The sequence below is a fragment of the Acinetobacter sp. YH12070 genome (assembly GCF_013419625.1).
GTDB lineage: Bacteria > Pseudomonadota > Gammaproteobacteria > Pseudomonadales > Moraxellaceae > Acinetobacter > Acinetobacter amyesii.
In genome coordinates, this window is the sequence record NZ_VOZT01000038.1 from 13489 (window position 1) to 34175 (window position 20687).

The window sequence follows — 20687 nt, forward strand, 5'->3', positions numbered from 1 at the left end:
TTCACGTGTAGCATCAATGGAGTTTCGAAATGCTCAGAACCACTGAACAGAAAAGAAAATATATTCAAGCGACACGTTCGCAAAACTATCAAGCCAGCCTAAAGCTTGAAGGCATTACAACGACAGCTCAAACAACTCAACAAAGTAAAGCTGAAATCTTGCAAAAATATAAGAAGTATTCGCAACCCGAATCTTAGTCAGGTGCATGTATGGATAAATATGGGGAAATGGGTGACAGCCTGTATTGTTACCCTGGCACAAATATCCTAAAGAACAAACTCAATATTCGTGATGAACAAATTTTAGAACAAGCTGAACTAGAACTGTCTGGATTGGCAAGTAACTTAATTGAATATGCTGAACCACCTTACGACTTACAATACTTAAAATCAATTCATGCGCAGCTCTTTGGCGACTTATACGACTGGGCAGGAAAGTTAAGACAAATCGATATTTCCAAAGGTGACACCCGTTTTTGTAATTTTTCCCGTATTGAAATTGAAACCAATAAACTACTCAAACCGCTTCAAGAAAAAAAATACTTTCAAGGCTTAGCACCACAACAACTGATTCCTCAACTTGCCGACTTGTATTGTGAGCTTAATGTCATACACCCATTCCGTGAAGGTAATGGACGTACACAACGGATTTTCTTTGAGCATCTGATTGCTCATTGTGGTTATGGTATTGATTGGTCTCGCATTGACTCTCAACAACAATGGATTCAAGCCAATATTGAAGGTTTTTATGGTAATTTAAATCCATTAATTAAGATTTTTGAAATATGCTTTATTCAAAATACCTAAAATTTAAGTAGTCGAAGCCCACAATCCTTAATGAGCCATCATCTTTGCTTCAATCCACTGATTAATTTCCCAAATAAACCAACAATCACGATTCTTAGAAATCTTAATACTCTTCGGGTAATTTAGGATCGTAATATTCAGATTACTTATCCAGAATTGAATAGATCGTTAACTTAGATAGACTTTTAAGCAATGTAACTTGCCGCATGTTTATCAACATATGTCTCAAAAAAGTCTGCCCATACATAGATTTATGGTGTTTAGTGCTTAAATTTCAGATTAATCTTCGTCTGATGACCTGAATGGATGTTACAGATTACATGCAGGTGAATTACTCTGTGGCTGTATCATGGCTTTTGTGCAATCCAATCCATTTGATCCGAATGTTCTCTTTTGCAATAAAGCAGCCTCTTCTGCTTTTCCTGAACCAACGAACTATGTCATTGATTTGATTCAACCGACAACAGTGATGCTGAATCAAATCTCCAAAGAAGGGATTAAATGCAAGAAATGTGGTAAGAAAAAGATAGGGGATGGAAGTTATTATCCGTCTAATTGGAACCAGCCCATGAGTCGAGATCAGTTGAGTAAGAATCATTTTAAATGAATAAGAGAAGGATGGCTTACCTCACTTCTCCGAATAACAATGCTATGCTTTTCAACCAAGGTTATAAATTGGCAACTACATTTCATTCTTCTTCATGCTGGTCCTATAGCCTGTAGACAATTACTACATCATTTGCATTCAATGCTCAATACAGCCTGTCAGCAGAACCGCAGCGATACTTTTTTTCGTGCATACATGTAGTGTTTAAATCCATTCATTTTTCAATGATCCTCTGCCGTTTATCACATTTATGGTCGATCTTTAACCTTGTGAAAAATGCACATACCGATCCCTTCAAACTGTCAAATTTATGTATGCATGACATTTAAAGAAAATTATCTGATCAATTTTTTTAGGTAAAATTCATCAAGAAAAAAGTTATTATTATTCATAACATCACCAATAACCACATAAAAACAATAATTTAATAAATTATTCTTCCAATTTTTTTATATTTAGTGTTATTACCTCTAAATCCATGTTTACCACCTTCTATTACATAAGTAATTTAGAAGTATCCACGATATAAATTGCTTGCCCTCACACCTCTCCCCTCTCACGCCCAAAAAATTTATACTGAAAGGCAGATTAAGCCCGTTCGAGTTACATATAGCCGCATGCTATATTGAAAGCATTAAGAAAATATCCTCAATATTTATAGGATTTTTAAAGTATGAACTAATTTTCGAAGAACCCTTTCTAAGTAATGTGACCTATTAGGAAAAATGAAAATACTGAAATCTCCGTATCAACAATCAGTCAAAGTACATCCTGATGATTTTCTGTAACCGATACCCAAGGACTATACCTACCCTTCTGATGTGCTGTGCAACAAAGCCCTCCTTAGCCACACTATAGCTATAGATTAATTCCATTATTTTGTGATTTAATTAAATTATTCATTCTTAAGACCCAATTTAATGGATTTATATTTCACTAAACCAGAAGAAGTTGTGACTCTTTTAGGTGAGCGTTTACGTAAGCAACGACTCTTTCTGGAGATGTCTCAAGCTGAGGTAGCAGCACGCGCTGGTGTCGGCGTGAATACAGTTTCGAATCTTGAAGCGGGACGAAATGTATCTGTTGAAAATTTAGTCCGTATTGCAATGGTCTTGGGTCGATTAAACGAACTTCAGGAACTATTTAAACCTCAGCTTAACAGTGTGAATGACATTCTTCGCTATGAGAGTCAAAGTAAGCGCCACCGTATTAAGAGGAAGGGATAATGCTCAATAGACTTAATGTTTATTACAACGGTTGGGGCGAATCATGGTTATGGGGAACGCTGATTAGTTCAACAGCCACGACAGGTAGACCCACCATTGCTTTTGAATATAGTCCAGAAGCAATACAGCAAGGTGTTGAGCTCTCTTCTTACTTGCTGCCTTTAAAAGGTCTACCATTCAGACAAGGTTTTCCTACTCATCAAATGGGACTCCCAGGTCCAGTCTATGACGCTTTACCAGATGGTTGGGGCATGATGTTGATGGATCGATATTTCAAAAAAATTGGCTTAAATTCAGCACGAATTGGACCTTTGGAGCGTCTGACCTATATTAGTAGTCACGCAATGGGTGCCCTCTCCTTTGAACCTTGTGTTGCTGACATGCAAACCTCAGAAAATATCCCTTTACAACAACTGGCCCAGGAAGTTCAAGAAGTACTCAAAGGTGAAGGTGGTGAATTTCTACAGCATTTATTGGTCATGGGTGGCTCCCCTCAAGGTGCCAGACCAAAAGCGTTGGTTTACCGAGATCCTGTCAATTTAGAGTTTTCGACTCAAGATTCTGATCAACATGAAGCCTGGCTGATTAAGTTTCCTGCTCAGCAAGAGCATCCTGAAGTCTGCGCCATTGAAGCCGTCTATGCAGAATGTTTGCGACTTTGTGCAATTGAGACTCCAGATACCCATTTCTTTAATTTGCCCAATGGTTTAACGGCTTTTGCTTCTAAACGATTCGATCGTCAAAATGGTATGCGGATTCCAATGCAGAGTTTGGCTGCATATACAGGAGCAGACTATAAAGTTCCAGGTAGCCTAGACTATCGCAATTTTCTCCGGGCAACCTTGATGTGTACGCAAGATGTACGAGAAAGATTGCATGCTTTTAAACGTGCTGTGTTTAATGTGCTTTTCAATAATCGGGATGACCATACTAAGAACTTTTCATTTCTCATGGAGAAAAATGGTCAATGGAAATTGGCTCCAGCCTATGATGTGACCTTCTGCGAGGGTCCAGGTGGTTATCATCAAATGGACATTATGGGAGAAGCGCTCAATATTTCCCGAAATGACATACATAAACTCGGTACTTCAGAAGCTAATCTGACTACTCTAGAAGTCGATGAGATCATCTTGACCATGCGTGAAATTGCACTTCAATTTAGTCAAATTGCGCAGCGCCTGTATCCCCATCAAATTCGAGAATCTACCCTACAGATGATTCAATCACGGATTCAACAGAATATTGATTTTTTAACTGAAACCTAAGCGTAAATATAAACTAAGCGCCAACCATCAACTGCAAATAGACTTTGATATAGTTAGTCGCTACATAATCTGTAGAACCTGTGAATTAGCTCTCTTTATAATCACGAATATTAGATGGATCACCGCCAAGATATATTCTGCAAACGTGAAATCACTACATCCAGATCGAAAATCACTAAGAAAAAACTGTCACCAAAAAAAGGTCTGCACTATGGATAGATGCAGACCAAACTCTGGATAACTACCAGCACGAGAAATATGTCGCAATTTTGCATAGACATGAATTTGATAAAATCAGCCCAGAAAGCCAGAAATTCATAAAAACTATTTCATCAATCCCCTATAACTTAATCACGTTCATGGTCGATCTTAAATCTTGTGAAAAGTACTCATGCTGACCTAGCCAAACTGTAAAACTCATGTATTCATAGCCTTTAAATGAATCTTTCAATCGGTATATTTAAGGTAAAAACTAGTAATCAGAAGTTATTATCACCCCCATATAAAACAAGGATCAACTTAAAAACAATAACTTAGTAAATTATTCTTCCATTTTTTTTATATTTAGTGTTATTTACTGTAGTCATTAGAACACTCTTCTTTGGAATACTCTGAAGAAAACTGTAAGGTTGTAAACAGACCAAGTTACAGCGAGTAACTGATTCAGAAAAAGGCTGGTTGTATGGTGAAAGTTTAGAGTTACTGTTCTAATGTTTTAAACAAATGTTTTGTTAAAAAGGAGCAACATATGAAATTTCACATCGCTAATATGACTTGTGGTGGTTGTGCACGCGGCATTACTACCGCAATTAAAGAGCTCGACTCGAATGCCTCACTCGATATTGATTTACAAAACCGTATTATTGAAATCAACACAACGGTGAGTCAGGATCAAGTCATTGCCACTCTCAGTGAGCGTGGATTTACAGCTGATCCTGCTTAATCTCTGTTAGAGTAACAGTGGGAATTCCTTACCACTTTTACTCTCTTATTTTCCTCATCGTACAGATAAAACCTGTACTTGCTTGAAATAAAAGTAATCCCTGAATTCCACCTAATCTTGGTTCGAGCTGATCTTCGCATATAGAACTCAGCATATCTAAATGATAGAGATCGTATATGAGTACCGAAATGACTGATACGCCACACTACAGTGAAACATTAGAGATTGAGGGGATGACATGTGCTTCTTGTGTAGGCCGTGTGGAAAAAGCTTTAAAATCTGTTGAGGGTGTTGAATCGGCTCATGTAAATCTGGCTACCGAAAAAGCAGTCATTTATGCGCATCAACCACTTGATCGCGCTACTTTAATTAAAGCCGTAGAAAAAGCAGGCTACGAAGGGCTTTGTTGCATAAATATGTAAGCATCTGATTTAAATAAATTTAATTTTGGATCAAAAAACAATCAAAACTTTTAAAATCATATAGTTATGAAATCTTTGTGCAACAAAGCCCTGAATCCATAAGAGTTCCGATCAGCGGTGGTCTCCGCGATGGGTTCCAAAGCCAGCAGATGGAGCGCCTGCATGGCCCGGCATTTCATCGTGGGTATCCCGAGAGGTCTCATCTTGCCATTTTTCTTCGGAATAAGGACTCTCCGAAGCGGAAGGGGCGTGTAACCTCGCCTCTTCAACGACATCATCGCACCGGTCTTGGCCTTGGGTGTATTCCAAGTCACCTTGTCGACCCCAGCCGTGTTTTTGCCTTTGTTTTCAGACACTCGTTTTACGGCCAATGCTTTGCCACTAAACGAGTGAGTCAGCAGCCATTGCAGAGCTTTCGCCTTGTTATACCTGCCGTCTTGTACCGCCTTCACAATACGCGCTTGCAGCCCTCTGACATGACGCTGTACAGCAATCCAATCGATGCTGTCCCACGATGTGCTGGAAGGCGCACACGCTGATACTGCTGCGTTCATTTGCTCTCCCTCCATTAAAAGGGTTCTACACACTCTCTTGTGATGAGAGACCATAAGGACGTCAGCCCGCTTTCGCGTGAGGTAATGTTTCAACCTCTATCCAACCCATTACAGACTGGCATTCGCTTTTTCCTCGTTCCTTCGCCCGCATCACCATGGGCAGTTTTTGCAAACTGCTTTCCCAATGGGGGTAATACGGGATTTCCACGTTCCGCTTACTGAAGTACATCGGCTTAGGTGCCTGCTATCGACCGGGAGGCGTATGGGTCACGAATGCGTAGTCGAAAGACGCAATTCCCACCTCCATTACCGTTTTGGTTCGAGCGTATCAGCCATTTCCGCTCGTTCAACTTAACGATCGTTACGCAGATTCACATGTGTTCACCATACCGATTATCTAGCCCTTGTCCGGCTATGGCTGCCAGAAGGGTACGCCTCTCACGATTGATACCCCGCACCTTGCGGTGCCTCGTTACATTGTCGAAGGCGCTCTTTATTCAGCCTTCTAGATTCACCCGGTGACACGGGTGGTTCCCGCAGGGGGAACAACTTCATTAAGCGACTTCGTGTCGCACCTCGACCCAATTATTGCAAATCGGTAGATTGCCATCATCCAGATAGCGGCTTAAAGCTGGCCAACGCTTCAGAGTGTAATTGATGGCCTTGGCGGTGGGAGAACTCGATGGCACTGTCAGATGATGTTGGTTGAGCCATTCATATAGTTGTTGCATCACTGGTTGACTATGCTGTTGTCGGTATTCGCGGCGGTCTTCCGCTGTACCATCGGTCTTTTTCCTGAGCTCTGCTTCTATCGCATACAGTTTCTGAATCAGCACTAATGCCTGTTCAGCGACCTGACTTTTCCCAGTTACATGCAGTTCATGGAATTTACGACGTGCATGCGCCATGCAGCCCACCTCAATGACATCGCCTGATTTAAAGCGTGCTTTATAACCACTGTAATCATCACAGACTAGATAGCCCTGCCAGCCTTTCAAGAACTCTTCAGCATGCTGGCCTGAACGACTATCCTGAAAGTCATAGATCACCGCCTGAACTGGATTGTACTGTGTAGTGGCATAGGCCCAGACATAACCTTTCTTCGGTTTTTTATTATTCTCACCCATCCGCATGATGGTGACCGGTGTTTCATCTGCATGCAGCACCTGCTGTTGTAGTACCACCTCTTTTAAGGCATTGGCCAGAGGTTCCAGTTCTACACCGCAGCGACCTATCCAGTCAGATAAAGTTGATCTAGAAAGTTCGATTCCCGCCCGCTGATAGATCAGACATTGACGGTACAGCGGCAAATGATCGGCATACTTCGATACCAGCACATGGCTGAGCAATTCAGGTGAAGCAATGCCTTTATCAATCACATAGGCGGGCATCGCTTGCTGAGTCAGAGTGTCACACTGATCACAGACCCATTTACCACGCACATGCTGTTCCTTATAGAACTGTGCCGGTCTGAAATGCAGTTTTTCACTGACATCTTCGCCGATACGACGGAGTTGGCAGCCACAAGCACATTGGGTTGATGCAGGTTCATGCTCAATACGGATGGTGTGTAGATGATCTGGCAGTGGTCGACGTTTAGGTTTATTGGTTTTGGCTTTCTGTGTCGCTGCATTAGTTTTATCTGCATTTAGCCGTTCCAGTTCTAGATCAACCGCGGCAATATCTTCTTCAACCGCTTCATCCCACAGATGGATTTGTTTTGCCGTTAAGTGTTCATTCTTTTGGGCGAATTTGTGCTTTTTAAACAGCGCCAGTTCATGCTCGTATTTTTGATTGAGAATAGAAAGATGTTGAACTTTAGAATCTAATTGCTGGTTTGATTGTGCTAGAGACTGATGCTGCATCGCCAACTGCCGGGTAAATTCCAGCAGTTGTTCATGGGTCAGTTGGCTTAAGTCAGGCAGCGTATTCATGACCGCAGTATGCCTGAGGTCATGAAGAGAATGAAATAGAACGTTTGGAGAATAGCAGAATAGCCGAGCTTGGTTTAGAGCATTGTTACCACTTGCTGTCGTCCAATGCGCTGCCAGGGCAAACCCTGAATGAGTGCCTGTAACTGTTCCGGGTTGAGGACCACGGTTTCACCTTGGTGAACTTGAGCCCAGTGGAATTTTCCCTGTTCCAGCCGCCTGGCACACAGCCAGATGCCCAGTCCATCATGTACCAGCACTTTCATACGATGACCACGTTTATTACAGAACAGGTAGGCGCAATGCGGTTTGATGTAGCCAAAGGCTCTCACCACCTGAGCCATGGTCGTATCCATACCTGCACGCATGTCCATGGGCTGGGTAGAGAGCCAAATTTCATTGATACGGATCATGTTGCCAGTGCCTTGAGTAATTCTGCCAAGGCAGGTATTTCTGATGTCTGCCATTTTAGCTGAATATCATTATTCGTATGAGGCACGGTGATACACAACGTGATCCTCTCATCAATAGGTTGGCTGATTGCAGCAGTGTAAGGCAAAGCAATAAATGCTGGATTCACATGAGTAGGATCCTGCACGGCACCATCATGATGGCTGAAGATCCTGATCCAACGACTGACAAGGTTGGCATTAATACTATGTTGCAGTGCGACCGAAGCGATCGAGGTATTAGGATTTTTGCAGGCATTGACAATACTGAATTTGAATTCTTTGCTGTATGTTCTGCGTTTTTTAGCAACAGGAGGTGTTGCTGAATATATATCCATGTTCATAGATTAAGTCCCCACTTGTTTTTAGGTGGGAACTAAATTAAGGCTTATAGGATCGCTTGGTAAGGCTGTGTTAGCTGGATGCTTACTTTCTTTTACCTTAATAACGTATTTTTTTAACGGCAGCATACCTTTTGAAACACCACCAAATTATTTATGTTCCACCAGCACATATACTTCCCTATCGAAAAATCTGATAAGAATTGATTATTTTGATACAAAACCTGAAAACTGGGAGTGCTTATATGGACATATATAATATTTCCGGATAAATATAAAACTACTCCACAAGAAGAAAGGCAGAATTTAATCTCAGTCCGAAGTAACAGTACTCTCAAAGACCAAATGTAAAGAAGCATACTTAAGAAAATAAATTTCAATAATGCATGAGGATGTAATTAGTTTCAGGGTGCTAAGAAAGTGTAGCAACTTGCTACACTTTTTCGCTTTTTTGAATCAGCTGTTTTAAGAAATCTTCTAATTGTAAGAGACTGGCTTCGTCAATTTCCGAGATATTCAGAGAAACCTTAAGCTGTTTTTGATTCAGTTTGATATTCCCCGCAATCTTACCGGCATATTCAATTTTTCTGACCACGGATGTTGTGGTCAGTTTTTCTGGATTCTGACTCAATAGTTTTTCAGCATAAGTAGTAACTTTGCTTTGCTCGAGTTTTTTGTCTTTTAATTTTTCCCAAGCTCCGAGTAAGGCCACTTCGGCTTCAGAGAGTTGTTCAAGATGATCCGATAGAAATTTTTTGAATGCAGTTGCAGCAGTACGGCCTAGCAAGCCTGGTTCCACATCAAGGTCATTTAAAATTGCTTGCGGCAGTTTTTCGTATGCTAAATACTTGTACATATCTTCGCGATTTAAACCCAGTGAATTGGCTAAACGTTGCTTGTTTTTCTTTAATTTCTCATCAAGTGAGTTCAGGCCAATAAAAATCTCATAATCTGTCAGATCCTGACGCTTTAAATTCTCTGCCAGGGTTAACAAAGATGCTTCTACATTATTTGCATCAATTATAATGGCTTCAATCACAGACTTTCCGAGTAATTGATGTGCCCGTAAGCGTCGCTCGCCTGCAATCAGTTCATATTTCAGATTATCCAGTTTACGCACTGTAATGGGCTGCAAAAGGCCGATTTCATTAATAGAATCCGCCAGTTCTTTTAACTGTGACTCTTCAAATATTTTACGCGGCTGGTTTGGACTTCGGCTGATATCCTCAATAGGGACATTACGTCTAAACTCTTTCGGCTCTTTAATATTGTCTTTCTGTGCTTGCTGATGTTTTTCTGTATTCTGTTTCAGTTTCTGAGCTAAAAGCTCTTTGGTGCTTGCCATAATGCTCTCAGGTTTTAATTTTCACTACAATTTCATTGGCAAGGCTTTCAAAAGCCTTACGTACTTTTGAATTTTTTTCTACTTTCAAAAGTGGTTGTTGCAGAATCGCTGCTTGATTGACTTTAGTACTTTGAGGAATTGTGGTTTCTAAAATTTTACCTACCTGTTTCAAGGCTTCATCCCGAATCAGCTTACAGACATTCTGACGTTCATCATGCTTAATTAGTAAAGCGCCTAAAAGCTCTAAATCTGGATTAATACGTTTGATTTTTTCAAGATGATTTAAAAGATCTGTTACCCCATACAATCCATATTGTGATCCTGATTCGATAGGGATAATGACATGTGTTGAAGATGCCAAGGCATTGCTTGTTAATAATTTAAGGCTAGGTGGACAGTCGATCAATATAAAATCATAAAGATCTTTTAATAGTTTTAACTTGATATTTAACTCTTCAGAAGGACGGGGAGCTTCTTCTTTTAGTTGATCTTCAGTTTTTCCTAAATTTAAGGAACCATAAATTAATGATACTTTTTCAAAGTTCGTTTCTTCTTGTAATGCATCTGCCAACAACGAAATATCGCCCACTAGTAATTCTGCTGTAGTGACAGCAATTTCGCTTGGATGTTGGATCCCAATGTGTAAACTTGCGTTTGCTTGAGGATCTAAATCAATGACTAAAACTTTGTAGCCAAGATTGGCAAGTTCTGAGGCTAGGTGTACAACAGTCGTTGTTTTGCCACATCCGCCTTTATGGTTAGCAACAGTAATAATTTTTGCAGACATGCGTGTCAGATGCTTCCTTATTTCAATGTTTAGTAATATAAATAACTTTCATTCATCTTACTATAGTTTTTAAATTTATAAATCCTATTTATTCAGCTGTAAAACAACTTAAAAAATAAATTTTTAACTAAGCTAGCTTAATTAAAAATTAGAATAATTAGTTATTTAGCTAATTAATAATTAGGATCATATTTTTATTATATAAAACAAGTGCTTGTAACTTTAAAAGTGGAAGGTTTGTCACTATAAAGTGGAAGGTTTGTCACTATAAAGTGGAAGGTCTGTCACCGTAAAGTGGAAGGTCTGTCACTATAAAGTGGAAGGTTTGTCACTATAAAGTGGAAGGTCTGTCACTAGGGTGGAAGGTTTGTCACTACTATTTTTATAACTGCTATTTTTATTTAAAAATAATTTAAAAAACAAATATTTAAGCTGTTAATAAAGTCTCATAACTAAGCTTTAAAGGTGGAAAGATTGTCACTGTATCTTCTTAACCTGTGGATAATCTGTTTTTATTGGATATTTCCTGATGATTATATGTGCAGTTATACCTTTTAAATCTAACAAAAAGGTGGAAGCCTTGTCACATCAGGGTTTTTATCTGACTTAACCTAACTAGACCTGAATGAAAAAAGTAAAAATAGACCTTCTGAACTGTAATTTCGAGACTAAAGGTGGAAGGTCTGTCATCATGGGGTGGAAAGATTATAATTAATTCCACTTTAAGTGCAGGAAATCGGCTAAAATGCTTCTTTTTGATGACAAACTTTCCACTTTTAGAATATTGTGGTGAAAGTCTTGAAAGTTTTTCCACTTTTGTATATAAAAACTAAGTTAAATTATAAATATCACGGTTATGACAGAATCTGAACCATTGCAAGAAGAATCGAATTATATTCCTTACTGTATAGGCAACATTCGCCATAATGGCGTTGTCAGTACCAGTAACCGTTTAATTCGCCCAATCGAATTATCAGCCAATGAATATAAGGCACTTTTATATGCAATGGCGGTTGCGAATTATAGTGAGAAAAATAGGGTAGATGGTGAAATTACCGAACAAACTTATATTTATTTGTATAAGGATGATTTGGCAGATTTACTAGGATTAAATAAACGTAATTCAATTAATGTTGCAATAGATCGGATTTATAAAGAGCTTTCATCCCGGGTAGCTCATTTTATTATTGAGGAGCCAGCTGATAATGGTAAGAGAAAGACTAAAAAAGTACATTCTGTCGTTCCCATTATCCGTGAGTTAAGATGGGAAGATGATTCTAAAAATGCGATTCAGATTCGTTTTACCAGTGAGGTGTTGCCGTATTTCACTCAACTGGCTGGGGGTAATTTTACTACCTATCAGCTAAAACATCTTTTTGCCCTAGATTCTGTTGCCAGTATGAGTCTTTATACTTATTTCATTAAAAACGAATTTAAGTACGCCAATCAAAAGAGTTATGAAGTGCCATTACTTTTAGAAAACTTGAAAGCACTGATTGATATTAATGAAACCAAATATGATCGCTGGGTAGATTTTAGACGCTATGTATTAGACAAAATAGTGGCAGAAATTAACGAAAATACAGATCTACAGTTAGAGTATGAAACCGTTAAGAAAGGCCGTCCAATTGTAGGTGTGAATTTTAAACTGCATCATCGGATTGCTGATAAGGCACTGGATGAATTTGCAGTGATTGAAAAAATCTATCTTGATGTTCCATTTGAAGACAATGCATCCGTAAAAGAATTAGGGGCTAAATTCGATATGAATGTACGTTCTTGGTATATTTTTAATAATGATGAAAATTATCAGCAGTTCAAGAAGTGGTTTAAAAAAGTAGGATGCCTCACTGACTCTCAAGCAAATATTGTCATTAATGACACTTTATTCCAAATGGATTTTGCTGAAATTGGTATGGGGTTGAATGACTTTAAACGAAATATGAAGCATAAACTTAAAAGTAATCCGGAATTCGTCCATAGTATTCGTGAAAGACTGAATGATATTTTTGGTAAAGAGTTGATCTAGCGAAAAGTGTAGCAACTTGCTACACTTTTTAGATATATGTTCGTAAAGAATACAAGTGGTAAGGACCTTAGGATAAAAACGACTCTGTTGCATAAAGTGTGAAAATTGAGACTGAACCGTACCGGGTTTGTCGGAGACCAACTTTCTTGAGAGAATGTTCCAATGACAAAACCAAAATATACCCCTGAAATCAGAGAAAGAGCGGTTCAATTATTGATTGAATCTGAAAAAGATTATCCTTCTACTTGGGCTGCAATCACAGCTATTGCACCTAAGATTGGTTGTACTCCTGAAACATTGCGTGTTTGGTATTTAAAGCATATGGATCAACTAAATCCTGCCAAAGTACAACAGATATCTGACCAAGAAAAAATGAAGCAAATGGAACGTGAAATTAAAGAATTAAAACGTGCCAATGAAATTCTACGTAAAGCAGCCGCTTTTTTCGCCCAGGCGGAGCTCGACCGCCCACACAAATAATGGTGGATTTTATCCAGAACAATAAAGATCGATATGGTGTTGAAGCGATTTGTAGAATTTTACCGATTGCAGCTTCGACCTATTATCGGGCTTTAGATCTCGTTGATAACCCAGAACATCGAGCGAAACGTGCTCTGCATGATTTATATCATGCAGAGCAAATCAAACGTATTTGGAAAGAAAGTTTAGGTCGATATGGTGTGCGTAAGGTCTGGCAACAATTGAAACGTGAAGGTTATGTTATCGCACGTTGTACAGTTGCTCGATTGATGCAGAAGCTAGGTATACAAGGTGTTTGGCGTGGTAAGAATAAACAAACCACCCGTAGCCGAGATGATCAAAAACGAGCAGATGACTTAGTAAAACGCAATTTTAATGCAGATCATCCTGACCCTTGCGAAGCAATGCTTCTCAGGTCGCTGACTTCACGTATATTCAAACTCATTCAGGCTGGGTCTATACCGCCTTTATTATTGATGTGTTCTCGCGAGCAATTGTTGGATGGAAAGTATCAACACGTATGAATACAGATATGGTGCTCGATGCACTGGAGCAAGCATTGCATGATCGAGGCATGCCAAAGAACGTGATTCATCATAGTGACAGAGGCGTGCAATATCTTTCCATTCGTTATACCAATCGTTTAGAAGCAGCAAATTTACGAGCATCAGTCGGTACGACCGGTGATTCATACGATAATGCTTTGGCTGAAACGGTGAATGGCTTATACAAAACAGAGGTGATTGAATATTTAAAAGCGGATTGGCAAGGTTTAGCAGATGTACAACTTGCGACACTAAACTGGGTAGATTGGTTCAATAAAGAGCGTGTACACAGTGCACTGGGTTATGTATCACCTTTTGAGTTTGAAGCAATGTACTATGATAAGATTAACCCGTTAGGTCAGGTGGCCTAACTTAAATAAAAAAGTCTCCGACAAACCCGGTACGGTTCAGTTCACAAACTACATTACAGGTCAGTCTATTTTGACAGATGGTGGAATGGTTTACCGTTAACATCAATATAAGGAATACAAAATGAAAGCAGCTCGTTTTTATGACCGAGGGGATATTCGAATTGAAGATATCCCTGAACCGAAAGTACTTCCAGGCACAGTTGGAATTCAAGTTGCGTGGTGTGGTATTTGCGGTACGGATTTACATGAATTCATGGAAGGTCCTATTTTTATTCCACCTTGTGGTCACCCACACCCAATTTCGGGAGAATCTGCACCTGTAACAATGGGACATGAATTTTCAGGCGTGGTTTATGCAGTTGGAGAGGGTGTAGATGATATCCAAATTGGGCAACATGTCGTAGTTGAACCCTACATTATTGCTGACGATGTGCCGACTGGCCCCAATGATAAGTATCATTTATCAAAAAATATGAACTTTATTGGTTTAGGCGGACGCGGTGGTGGTCTTTCTGAAAAAATTGCAGTTCAGCGGCGTTGGGTACATCCTATTTCAAATGATATTCCTTTAGACCAAGCAGCATTGATAGAACCTTTATCTGTCGGTCATCATGCCTATGTCAGAAGTGGCGCAAAAGCTGGCGATATCGCACTGGTTGGTGGAGCAGGCCCAATAGGCTTACTTTTATCTGCTATTTTAAAGGCTAAAGGTCTCACGGTTATCATTACTGAACTGAGTGCAAAACGTAAAGAAAAAGCGATAGAAGCGGGTGTTGCCGATTATGTACTAGACCCATCTAAGGTTGATGTAGTTGCTGAGGTAATGAAAATTACAGAAGACCGCGGTGTAGATGTCGCTTTTGAATGTAGTAGTGTCAATAAAGTCATGGATACACTCGTTGCAGCAATGAAACCAACTGGTGTAGTCGTTATCGTTTCTATTTGGAGCCATCCTGCCACAATTAATGTGCATAGTGTGGTCATGAAAGAGCTCGATATTCGTGGAACGATTGCTTATGTCAATGACCATCAGGAAACCATCCGTTTAGTCGAGCAAGGTAAGATTAATCTAGAACCTTTTATTACCCAACGTATTGCATTAGATGATCTTGTTTCTAAAGGCTTTGAAACGCTGATTCATAATAATGAGTCTGCTGTAAAAATTATTGTTCATCCATAGTAAAGCCTAATTTGAATAAGCTAGAAATAAACTCTATGTAGCTATTTCTAATATCTTTATCGATAGAGAATGAGTCTGTACGTACAGATTCATTCTCAAATTTACAGTGTTGAGTGCCAGTATGATTTTGATCATAGAGCCTAGTAAAGATATAAGGCTTTGTTGCATAAATATGTAAGCATCTGATTTAAATAGATTTAATTTTAGATCAAAAAATAATCAAAACTTTTAAAATCATATAGTTATGAAATCTTTGTGCAACAAAGCCGTTGCAGGTGGAAAACAACACAGCGCTGGTGAGTTATTTTACGAACCGACCATTATTGCCGATGTAACTGCAGAGATGGATGTTGCAACTCAAGAAACTTTTGGACCATTAGCTGCAATTTTTAAGTTCGAAACTGAGCAACAAGCAATTGAGATGGCCAATGCCACAGAATTTGGTTTAGCTGCTTACTGCTACACACAAGATTTAGGTCGTGCGTGGCGCATGAGTGAACAACTCGAGTACGGTATGGTTGGAATTAATAAAGGCTTGATTTCAAATGAGGTTGCACCGTTTGGTGGAATTAAACAGTCAGGTTTAGGGCGCGAAGGCTCAAAATATGGCATTGAAGATTATCTCGAAATCAAATACACCTTATTTGGAGGATTAGGCTAATGAGTAATGAAAAATTTGAAAAAGGTTTAGCGATTCGTAAACAGGTGCTTGGCGAAGCTTATGTCAATAATTCGATCAACAATGCTGATGATTTTAACTTACCTTTACAGGAACTGGTCACGGAGTATTGTTGGGGGGCGGTCTGGGGACGTGAAGAACTGAGCAAACCTGAACGTAGTCTAATTAATCTGGCTATGATATCAGCCTTAAACCGTCCGCATGAATTGAAGCTACATGTTAAAGGAGCTTTACGTAATGGCGTGCCTAAAGACAAAATTCGAGAAGTACTCTTGCAAGTAGCAATTTACTGTGGCGTGCCAGCTGCTGTAGATAGTTTCCGTATTGCAAAAGAAGCAATTTTAGAATATGAACAGGAAAATATTTAAAAATTTTACCAATCAAAGGTTAAAATTATAACCGCATTATTAAATGCGGTTATTCTATTTGCGATTGAAACCTATGAATACTTTCAGCATAAGAAATATTGACAATTAAAGTGAGTAAATCATTACCATATATCAAAATTAATGAAAATTTTGCCACTTGATATCAATTTAACATAATCAATGTTATACGAAGTACAGCTGTTAGAACCCATTTAAAGTGTCTATATTCTCACCAATAAAAATGTCTAGTTTATGATGGTTTTTATCACCATGGACTGGATATAAATATAGATGCTGATCACTATGTCTGACAAAGAAATTCAACGGCTTGCAGTTCTGCAAGACGTTCGAGATCATCGTATTACCCAGGTCCGTGCTGCTGAAATCCTAAATCTTTCCACCCGTCAAATTACCCGGTTATTGCAGAAGCTCAATCAAGATGGTATCTCAGGTATGGCACATGCCAGTCGTGGTCAACCTGGCCATCGTCGCCATGATGACTTGTTAAAATCAAAGTGCCTTTCCATTATTGCTGAACATTTGCTGGGCTTTGGACCCACCTTGGCGCATGAGAAGCTCAGCAGCATGTTTGACCTGAATATCCCGGTAGAAACGCTTCGGCGCTGGATGACGGCCAATGACCTGTGGATTCCACGATCCAAGCGCCTGAAGCGTCCATATCAGCCACGTTATAACCGGGATTGCTTCGGTGAACTGATCCAAATTGATGGCTCATATCATGACTGGTTTGAAGATCGAGCTGCAAAATGCTGCTTGTTGGTTTATATCGATGATGCTACTGGAAAGCTGTTGCATCTGCGCTTTTGTGAGGCTGAAACGACCTTTGACTACCTGCTTTCAACCCGAGCCTACATTGAACAATACGGCAAACCTCTAGCCTTTTATAGCGACAAGCATTCGGTATTCAGAGTTAATCAAAAATCCAGGCAAGACAGCCAGATTACGCAATTTGGGCGGATTCTGAATAATTTGAACATCGATATTATCTTTGCCAACTCACCCCAAGCCAAAGGTCGTGTGGAACGTGCCAACAGAACCCTTCAGGACCGTCTGATCAAGGAGATGCGCCTGGAAGGCATCGGTTCGATTGCAGAGGCCAATATATGGTTACCCTGCTTTATTGAGCAGTTCAATCAGAAGTTCGCCAAATGTGCGCGAAACTCAAAGAACCTGCATCGGCCATTAACCGAATCTGATCTTGAACTGGATGATATTTTTACCTGGCAGGAACCGCGTAAGGTCACCAAGAATCTGACCCTGACCTATGACAAGTGTATTTATATGCTTGAACCGACAGAGCTGAATCATAAGCTTGTTGGGCAATACATTTCATTTCTGGAGTACCCGGATGGTACTGTGGCAATCATGCATGAAGGACGGAAGATCAACTATAGCGTCTTCAATAAACTGGCTGGACTACAGCAGAATGAAGTGGTTGAGAATAAAAGATTAGGTTCGGTCCTGGCCCATATCCAGCAGCAACATGAGGAATTGGAGAAACAGAATAAACGTTCCCGTCTCAAGAAAAGTATGCCGAGTCGTAAAGCTCAGAAAGTTGTTATTGAACAAAGAAATTTAAATCCTGTGCTTGACTCTTGTAGTTAAAAACAGGACATTTTAAATGGTTTATCGCACAGACATTTTAATTGGTGAATAACAACAGCAACAACATTTGTAACTCCAAAATAGAAATGTCCGGTTTCTCCAAAGTAAAGAATACTCGCTTTTGCGATTATCGAAGCGTACGGTTTGATATGTTGGTGTTTATGTCGGATAAAGAACTTAAACGATTGTCGGTCTTGCAAGAAATCTGTGATCAACGCATCACCCAATCTCAGGCTGCTCAGCTACTTCACATTTCAGAACGCCAGATCAGACGCTTACTGAAAAAATATAAAGCTCAAGGTCCATCTGCATCAGCTCCTACTGCACATGGTCAAACCTGTAATTCCAAGCTCCTTTTAGACTCAAGTGGCTGAATCTAGTGCATGAAAAGCTGACCAGCATTCATGGATTCAATATTTTAACGAAAACACCGCATTCTTGGATGATTGCAGCTGACTTATTAACGGCTCATATCATGATTAATTTGAAGGACATGCTGATAAATGTAGTCTGCTAATGTTTATTGACGATGTTGCCTCAAACTATAGCAGCCGGTGAGATCAACTCACATGACTTGTTATTCCCATGTAGAAATATACTGGCTAACAAGCAAATAGAAAGATAATTAATATTATTTTATTAAAATAGGTATATAATAAGAATATTTAATATATTTTACTATTTTAATAAAGTTATGAGTAAATATTGTACCATTCAAATTTATCAGGATGACCAGTGGCTTGACTGTGCAATTGTTGAGTTGATGGGTGAAAATGAGCATGGTTGGCAAACACCAACTCGTACTTCATATTTATTTGAATATGCAATTTCTTATATGGACTTACATGATGGCCATGCACTCGCCTATCATTTTCCTGTGAATGTACAAAATAAAATTAATGAAACTTGGCCTGCTTTCTTAATGGATTTACTTCCACAGGGCTATGGTCGTAAAGAATTATTAAGACAACTAAATTACAGTGAAAATGCACAAGAACAAGCAGATTGGGCACTTTTAAAAGCTGGAGCTGGCAACCCGATTGGACATTTACGTATTAAAGAAGCTCATGAGTGGCTGCAAAGGAGCTTTCCGACTGATCAAAATATAGGCTTTAGCCTAAGTGAGATTATAGAACGAAAAGAGCACTTCATTGAATCGCTCGCCTCTTATGGCTTATTCATTGCCGGCTCTTCAGGTGTTCAAGGTGAATGGCCAAAGCTACTCCTCTCCCAAGGACATGATGACCTATTTTATTTAGATCACACACTTGCAGATCATCAGGTAAAAAAACATTGGTTAGTGAAGTTCAGTCGTGGTAGTGACGAAAGCCTGAATAAAATTTTAACTAATGAAGCACACTATATGAAAATTGCTCATTATTTGGGTTTACGCGTACATGAGGAATTACAATTACATGGTAAAACCCTGTTTATTCCAAGATTTGATCGCTACGTACAGGATGGAAAAGTCCAGCGTATTGCACAGGAAAGTCTTGCATCTCTAAGTGGAAAAGCTGGTTTTGGTATTAGGATGACTCATAATCAAATCTGTGAATTACTCACACAGTGTTGTAGTCATCCGAAAGAGGAGATCTTCGAATATCTTAAACGTGATTTGGCCAATGTTGCCTTAGGCAATAAAGATAATCATAGCCGCAATACAGCGATACAACGCTTGAATAATGGCATTATACAACTGACTCCACTCTACGATTTTGCACCGATGTGGTTACATCCTGATGGTATCGCACGAACGACTCGTTGGGAAAAAGATGATCATGGTGGTATGCCAATTTGGCGTTCAGTGATTGAACAAGTCACAGCGAAAACTGGTATTGAACATCATGAAATTCAGGCAGAGTTAGTCAAGCAATTACCCCTCTATCGAGGATTGATGGCCGAAATGAACAAATTGCAGATCTCTCAGGAGATTTTGCAAAATAGTCAGTACCGGATTGAAAATATATGCCAGCAGATTCAGGAGTTAGCACGTGGATAAGCGCTATAAACCTATGACGGCAATTGAGCAGTTAAGAAAGCGCCAAGAAATATTGGAGACGATTAATCAAAATCCTGACTGGCCATTTTACAAGGTTGCTCGTTATATCCGAACTGAGCTTCATTTGACTTTAAATGAAATGGCTAAAATCACAAAAATAGCACCCCAAACTTTGCAAAAAATGGAACAGCCCAATAGTAATCCGACTTTGGAATCTATGATGAAACTCCTAAGCACCTTTGGTTTAAAGATTGTTATTAGATATTGAGTTAAAAGTTATTAATTCAAAGGTAAGCATCCGGCTAACACAGCCTTACCAAGCGATCCTATAAGCCTTAATTTAGTTCCCACCTAAAAACAAGTGGGGACTTAATCCATGAACATGGATATATATTCAGCAACACCTCCTGTTGCTAAAAAACGGTAAGCGTCCGCTGAACACACCTTCTGAATTCATCCTATAAGCCTTAATTTAGTCCCCACTTAGAAACAAGTGGGGACTTAAATTTATGACTACAAATAATCAGACATCCATCGCATCTCTTGCGAAAAAACGAAGAACATACAGTGCTGAATTTAAACAGCAGATCGTTCAGGCTTGTAAAGCGTAAGCGTCCGCTGAACCCCATGCCTATTTTTTAATTTGAGTTGGATTTCCAGCGATGTGGCAGTAATTCTTCTATTTGGGTCGCTTTATGCGTCGGCAGCCTTTTCAGCACATCACTTAAATAGGC

Annotated in this window: 17 protein-coding genes, 6 pseudogenes and 1 other annotated feature; of the genes and pseudogenes, 16 read left to right on the forward strand and 7 right to left on the reverse strand. The window is 39.5% G+C overall.

Features of this window, described 5'->3' with window-relative positions; translation table 11 throughout:
- Window positions 1–29 precede the first annotated feature (29 nt).
- The 7 genes and pseudogenes from FTU17_RS11830 to FTU17_RS11860 form a co-directional block, all read left to right on the forward strand.
- Complete coding sequence (locus FTU17_RS11830) at window positions 30–197, forward strand: YhfG family protein (RefSeq protein ID WP_000946583.1); 168 nt, start codon at window positions 30–32, stop codon at window positions 195–197.
- Window positions 198–209: 12 nt separating this feature from the next.
- Window positions 210–806: a putative adenosine monophosphate-protein transferase Fic gene (locus FTU17_RS11835; RefSeq protein ID WP_179990952.1), complete on the forward strand. Its 597-nt coding sequence runs from the start codon at window positions 210–212 to the stop codon at window positions 804–806.
- Between the two features lie 349 nt (window positions 807–1155).
- A complete protein-coding gene (locus tag FTU17_RS11840; protein ID WP_004726728.1) occupies window positions 1156–1413 on the forward strand; it encodes a hypothetical protein in 258 nt (85 codons plus the stop codon).
- A gap of 920 nt (window positions 1414–2333) precedes the next feature.
- Window positions 2334–2639, forward strand: coding sequence for a helix-turn-helix domain-containing protein (locus tag FTU17_RS11845; protein ID WP_000366814.1), 306 nt, complete (start codon window positions 2334–2336; stop codon window positions 2637–2639).
- A complete protein-coding gene (locus tag FTU17_RS11850; RefSeq protein ID WP_000934717.1) occupies window positions 2639–3904 on the forward strand; it encodes a type II toxin-antitoxin system HipA family toxin in 1266 nt (421 codons plus the stop codon). Before FTU17_RS11845 ends, FTU17_RS11850 begins: the two co-directional genes overlap by 1 nt.
- A gap of 748 nt (window positions 3905–4652) precedes the next feature.
- Window positions 4653–4847: a heavy-metal-associated domain-containing protein gene (locus FTU17_RS11855; RefSeq protein WP_179990953.1), complete on the forward strand. Its 195-nt coding sequence runs from the start codon at window positions 4653–4655 to the stop codon at window positions 4845–4847.
- A gap of 176 nt (window positions 4848–5023) precedes the next feature.
- A pseudogene (locus FTU17_RS11860) lies at window positions 5024–5245 on the forward strand (cation transporter); the annotation flags it as partial.
- Between the two features lie 113 nt (window positions 5246–5358).
- Here the strand turns inward: FTU17_RS11860 and FTU17_RS11865 are convergent.
- The 6 genes and pseudogenes from FTU17_RS11865 to FTU17_RS11890 all read right to left on the reverse strand — a co-directional run.
- Window positions 5359–5823, reverse strand: a pseudogene (locus FTU17_RS11865) (reverse transcriptase N-terminal domain-containing protein); the annotation flags it as partial.
- 575 nt (window positions 5824–6398) lie between these two features.
- Window positions 6399–7757, reverse strand: a pseudogene (locus FTU17_RS11870) (IS66-like element ISAba25 family transposase); the annotation flags it as partial.
- A gap of 74 nt (window positions 7758–7831) precedes the next feature.
- Window positions 7832–8167: an IS66 family insertion sequence element accessory protein TnpB gene (gene tnpB / locus FTU17_RS11875; RefSeq protein WP_179990954.1), complete on the reverse strand. Its 336-nt coding sequence runs from the start codon at window positions 8165–8167 to the stop codon at window positions 7832–7834.
- A complete protein-coding gene (locus FTU17_RS11880) occupies window positions 8164–8547 on the reverse strand; it encodes a transposase (protein ID WP_179990955.1) in 384 nt (127 codons plus the stop codon). Before FTU17_RS11880 ends, tnpB begins: the two co-directional genes overlap by 4 nt.
- 430 nt (window positions 8548–8977) lie before the next feature.
- Window positions 8978–9889 (reverse strand): ParB/RepB/Spo0J family partition protein, encoded by a 912-nt coding sequence (locus FTU17_RS11885; RefSeq protein WP_119879449.1) that lies wholly within the window; start codon window positions 9887–9889, stop codon window positions 8978–8980.
- A 7-nt stretch (window positions 9890–9896) separates the two neighbouring features.
- Window positions 9897–10676, reverse strand: a complete 780-nt coding sequence (locus FTU17_RS11890) for a ParA family protein (RefSeq protein WP_179990956.1) — start codon at window positions 10674–10676, stop codon at window positions 9897–9899.
- 856 nt (window positions 10677–11532) lie between these two features.
- On the opposite strand from FTU17_RS11890, the gene FTU17_RS11895 reads away from it, so the two are divergent.
- The 9 genes and pseudogenes from FTU17_RS11895 (at window position 11533) to FTU17_RS11935 (ending at window position 20221) form a co-directional block, all read left to right on the forward strand.
- On the forward strand, window positions 11533–12705 hold the full coding sequence (locus FTU17_RS11895) for a replication initiation protein (RefSeq protein ID WP_127800989.1): 1173 nt from the start codon (window positions 11533–11535) through the stop codon (window positions 12703–12705).
- Window positions 12706–12867: 162 nt separating this feature from the next.
- Window positions 12868–14101: pseudogene (locus tag FTU17_RS11900) on the forward strand (IS3 family transposase).
- Window positions 13143–13259 (forward strand) — a sequence feature (AL1L pseudoknot). (Overlaps the previous pseudogene by 117 nt.)
- A gap of 121 nt (window positions 14102–14222) precedes the next feature.
- Complete coding sequence (locus FTU17_RS11905) at window positions 14223–15281, forward strand: 2,3-butanediol dehydrogenase (protein WP_004281883.1); 1059 nt, start codon at window positions 14223–14225, stop codon at window positions 15279–15281.
- A 262-nt stretch (window positions 15282–15543) separates the two neighbouring features.
- Window positions 15544–15942 (forward strand): annotated as a pseudogene (locus tag FTU17_RS11910) (aldehyde dehydrogenase family protein); the annotation flags it as partial.
- Window positions 15942–16328, forward strand: coding sequence for a carboxymuconolactone decarboxylase family protein (locus tag FTU17_RS11915; protein ID WP_177155611.1), 387 nt, complete (start codon window positions 15942–15944; stop codon window positions 16326–16328). The pseudogene FTU17_RS11910 and the gene FTU17_RS11915, both read left to right, overlap by 1 nt.
- Window positions 16329–16619: 291 nt before the next feature.
- Entirely contained in the window at window positions 16620–17954 is a 1335-nt protein-coding gene (locus FTU17_RS11920; protein WP_180135568.1) for an ISNCY family transposase, read from the forward strand.
- Between the two features lie 161 nt (window positions 17955–18115).
- Window positions 18116–18434: pseudogene (locus FTU17_RS11925) on the forward strand (helix-turn-helix domain-containing protein); the annotation flags it as partial.
- Between the two features lie 214 nt (window positions 18435–18648).
- Window positions 18649–19953: a type II toxin-antitoxin system HipA family toxin gene (locus FTU17_RS11930; protein ID WP_180004308.1), complete on the forward strand. Its 1305-nt coding sequence runs from the start codon at window positions 18649–18651 to the stop codon at window positions 19951–19953.
- On the forward strand, window positions 19946–20221 hold the full coding sequence (locus tag FTU17_RS11935) for a helix-turn-helix domain-containing protein (RefSeq protein ID WP_016658816.1): 276 nt from the start codon (window positions 19946–19948) through the stop codon (window positions 20219–20221). The genes FTU17_RS11930 and FTU17_RS11935 overlap by 8 nt, the downstream gene beginning before the upstream one ends.
- A 370-nt stretch (window positions 20222–20591) precedes the next feature.
- On the opposite strand, the gene FTU17_RS11945 is transcribed toward FTU17_RS11935, so the two are convergent.
- Window positions 20592–20687: transposase domain-containing protein (locus FTU17_RS11945; protein WP_143242124.1), on the reverse strand; the 96-nt coding region annotated here is incomplete at its 5' end.

Coding starts and splice junctions, on each gene's coding strand:
- FTU17_RS11830 (WP_000946583.1), top strand. CDS start 30: ATGCTCAGAACCACTGAACAGAAAAGAAAATATATTCAAGCGACACGT.
- FTU17_RS11835 (WP_179990952.1), top strand. CDS start 210: ATGGATAAATATGGGGAAATGGGTGACAGCCTGTATTGTTACCCTGGC.
- FTU17_RS11840 (WP_004726728.1), top strand. CDS start 1,156: ATGGCTTTTGTGCAATCCAATCCATTTGATCCGAATGTTCTCTTTTGC.
- FTU17_RS11845 (WP_000366814.1), top strand. CDS start 2,334: ATGGATTTATATTTCACTAAACCAGAAGAAGTTGTGACTCTTTTAGGT.
- FTU17_RS11850 (WP_000934717.1), top strand. CDS start 2,639: ATGCTCAATAGACTTAATGTTTATTACAACGGTTGGGGCGAATCATGG.
- FTU17_RS11855 (WP_179990953.1), top strand. CDS start 4,653: ATGAAATTTCACATCGCTAATATGACTTGTGGTGGTTGTGCACGCGGC.
- tnpB (WP_179990954.1), bottom strand. CDS start 8,167: ATGATCCGTATCAATGAAATTTGGCTCTCTACCCAGCCCATGGACATG.
- FTU17_RS11880 (WP_179990955.1), bottom strand. CDS start 8,547: ATGAACATGGATATATATTCAGCAACACCTCCTGTTGCTAAAAAACGC.
- FTU17_RS11885 (WP_119879449.1), bottom strand. CDS start 9,889: ATGGCAAGCACCAAAGAGCTTTTAGCTCAGAAACTGAAACAGAATACA.
- FTU17_RS11890 (WP_179990956.1), bottom strand. CDS start 10,676: ATGTCTGCAAAAATTATTACTGTTGCTAACCATAAAGGCGGATGTGGC.
- FTU17_RS11895 (WP_127800989.1), top strand. CDS start 11,533: ATGACAGAATCTGAACCATTGCAAGAAGAATCGAATTATATTCCTTAC.
- FTU17_RS11905 (WP_004281883.1), top strand. CDS start 14,223: ATGAAAGCAGCTCGTTTTTATGACCGAGGGGATATTCGAATTGAAGAT.
- FTU17_RS11915 (WP_177155611.1), top strand. CDS start 15,942: ATGAGTAATGAAAAATTTGAAAAAGGTTTAGCGATTCGTAAACAGGTG.
- FTU17_RS11920 (WP_180135568.1), top strand. CDS start 16,620: ATGCTGATCACTATGTCTGACAAAGAAATTCAACGGCTTGCAGTTCTG.
- FTU17_RS11930 (WP_180004308.1), top strand. CDS start 18,649: ATGAGTAAATATTGTACCATTCAAATTTATCAGGATGACCAGTGGCTT.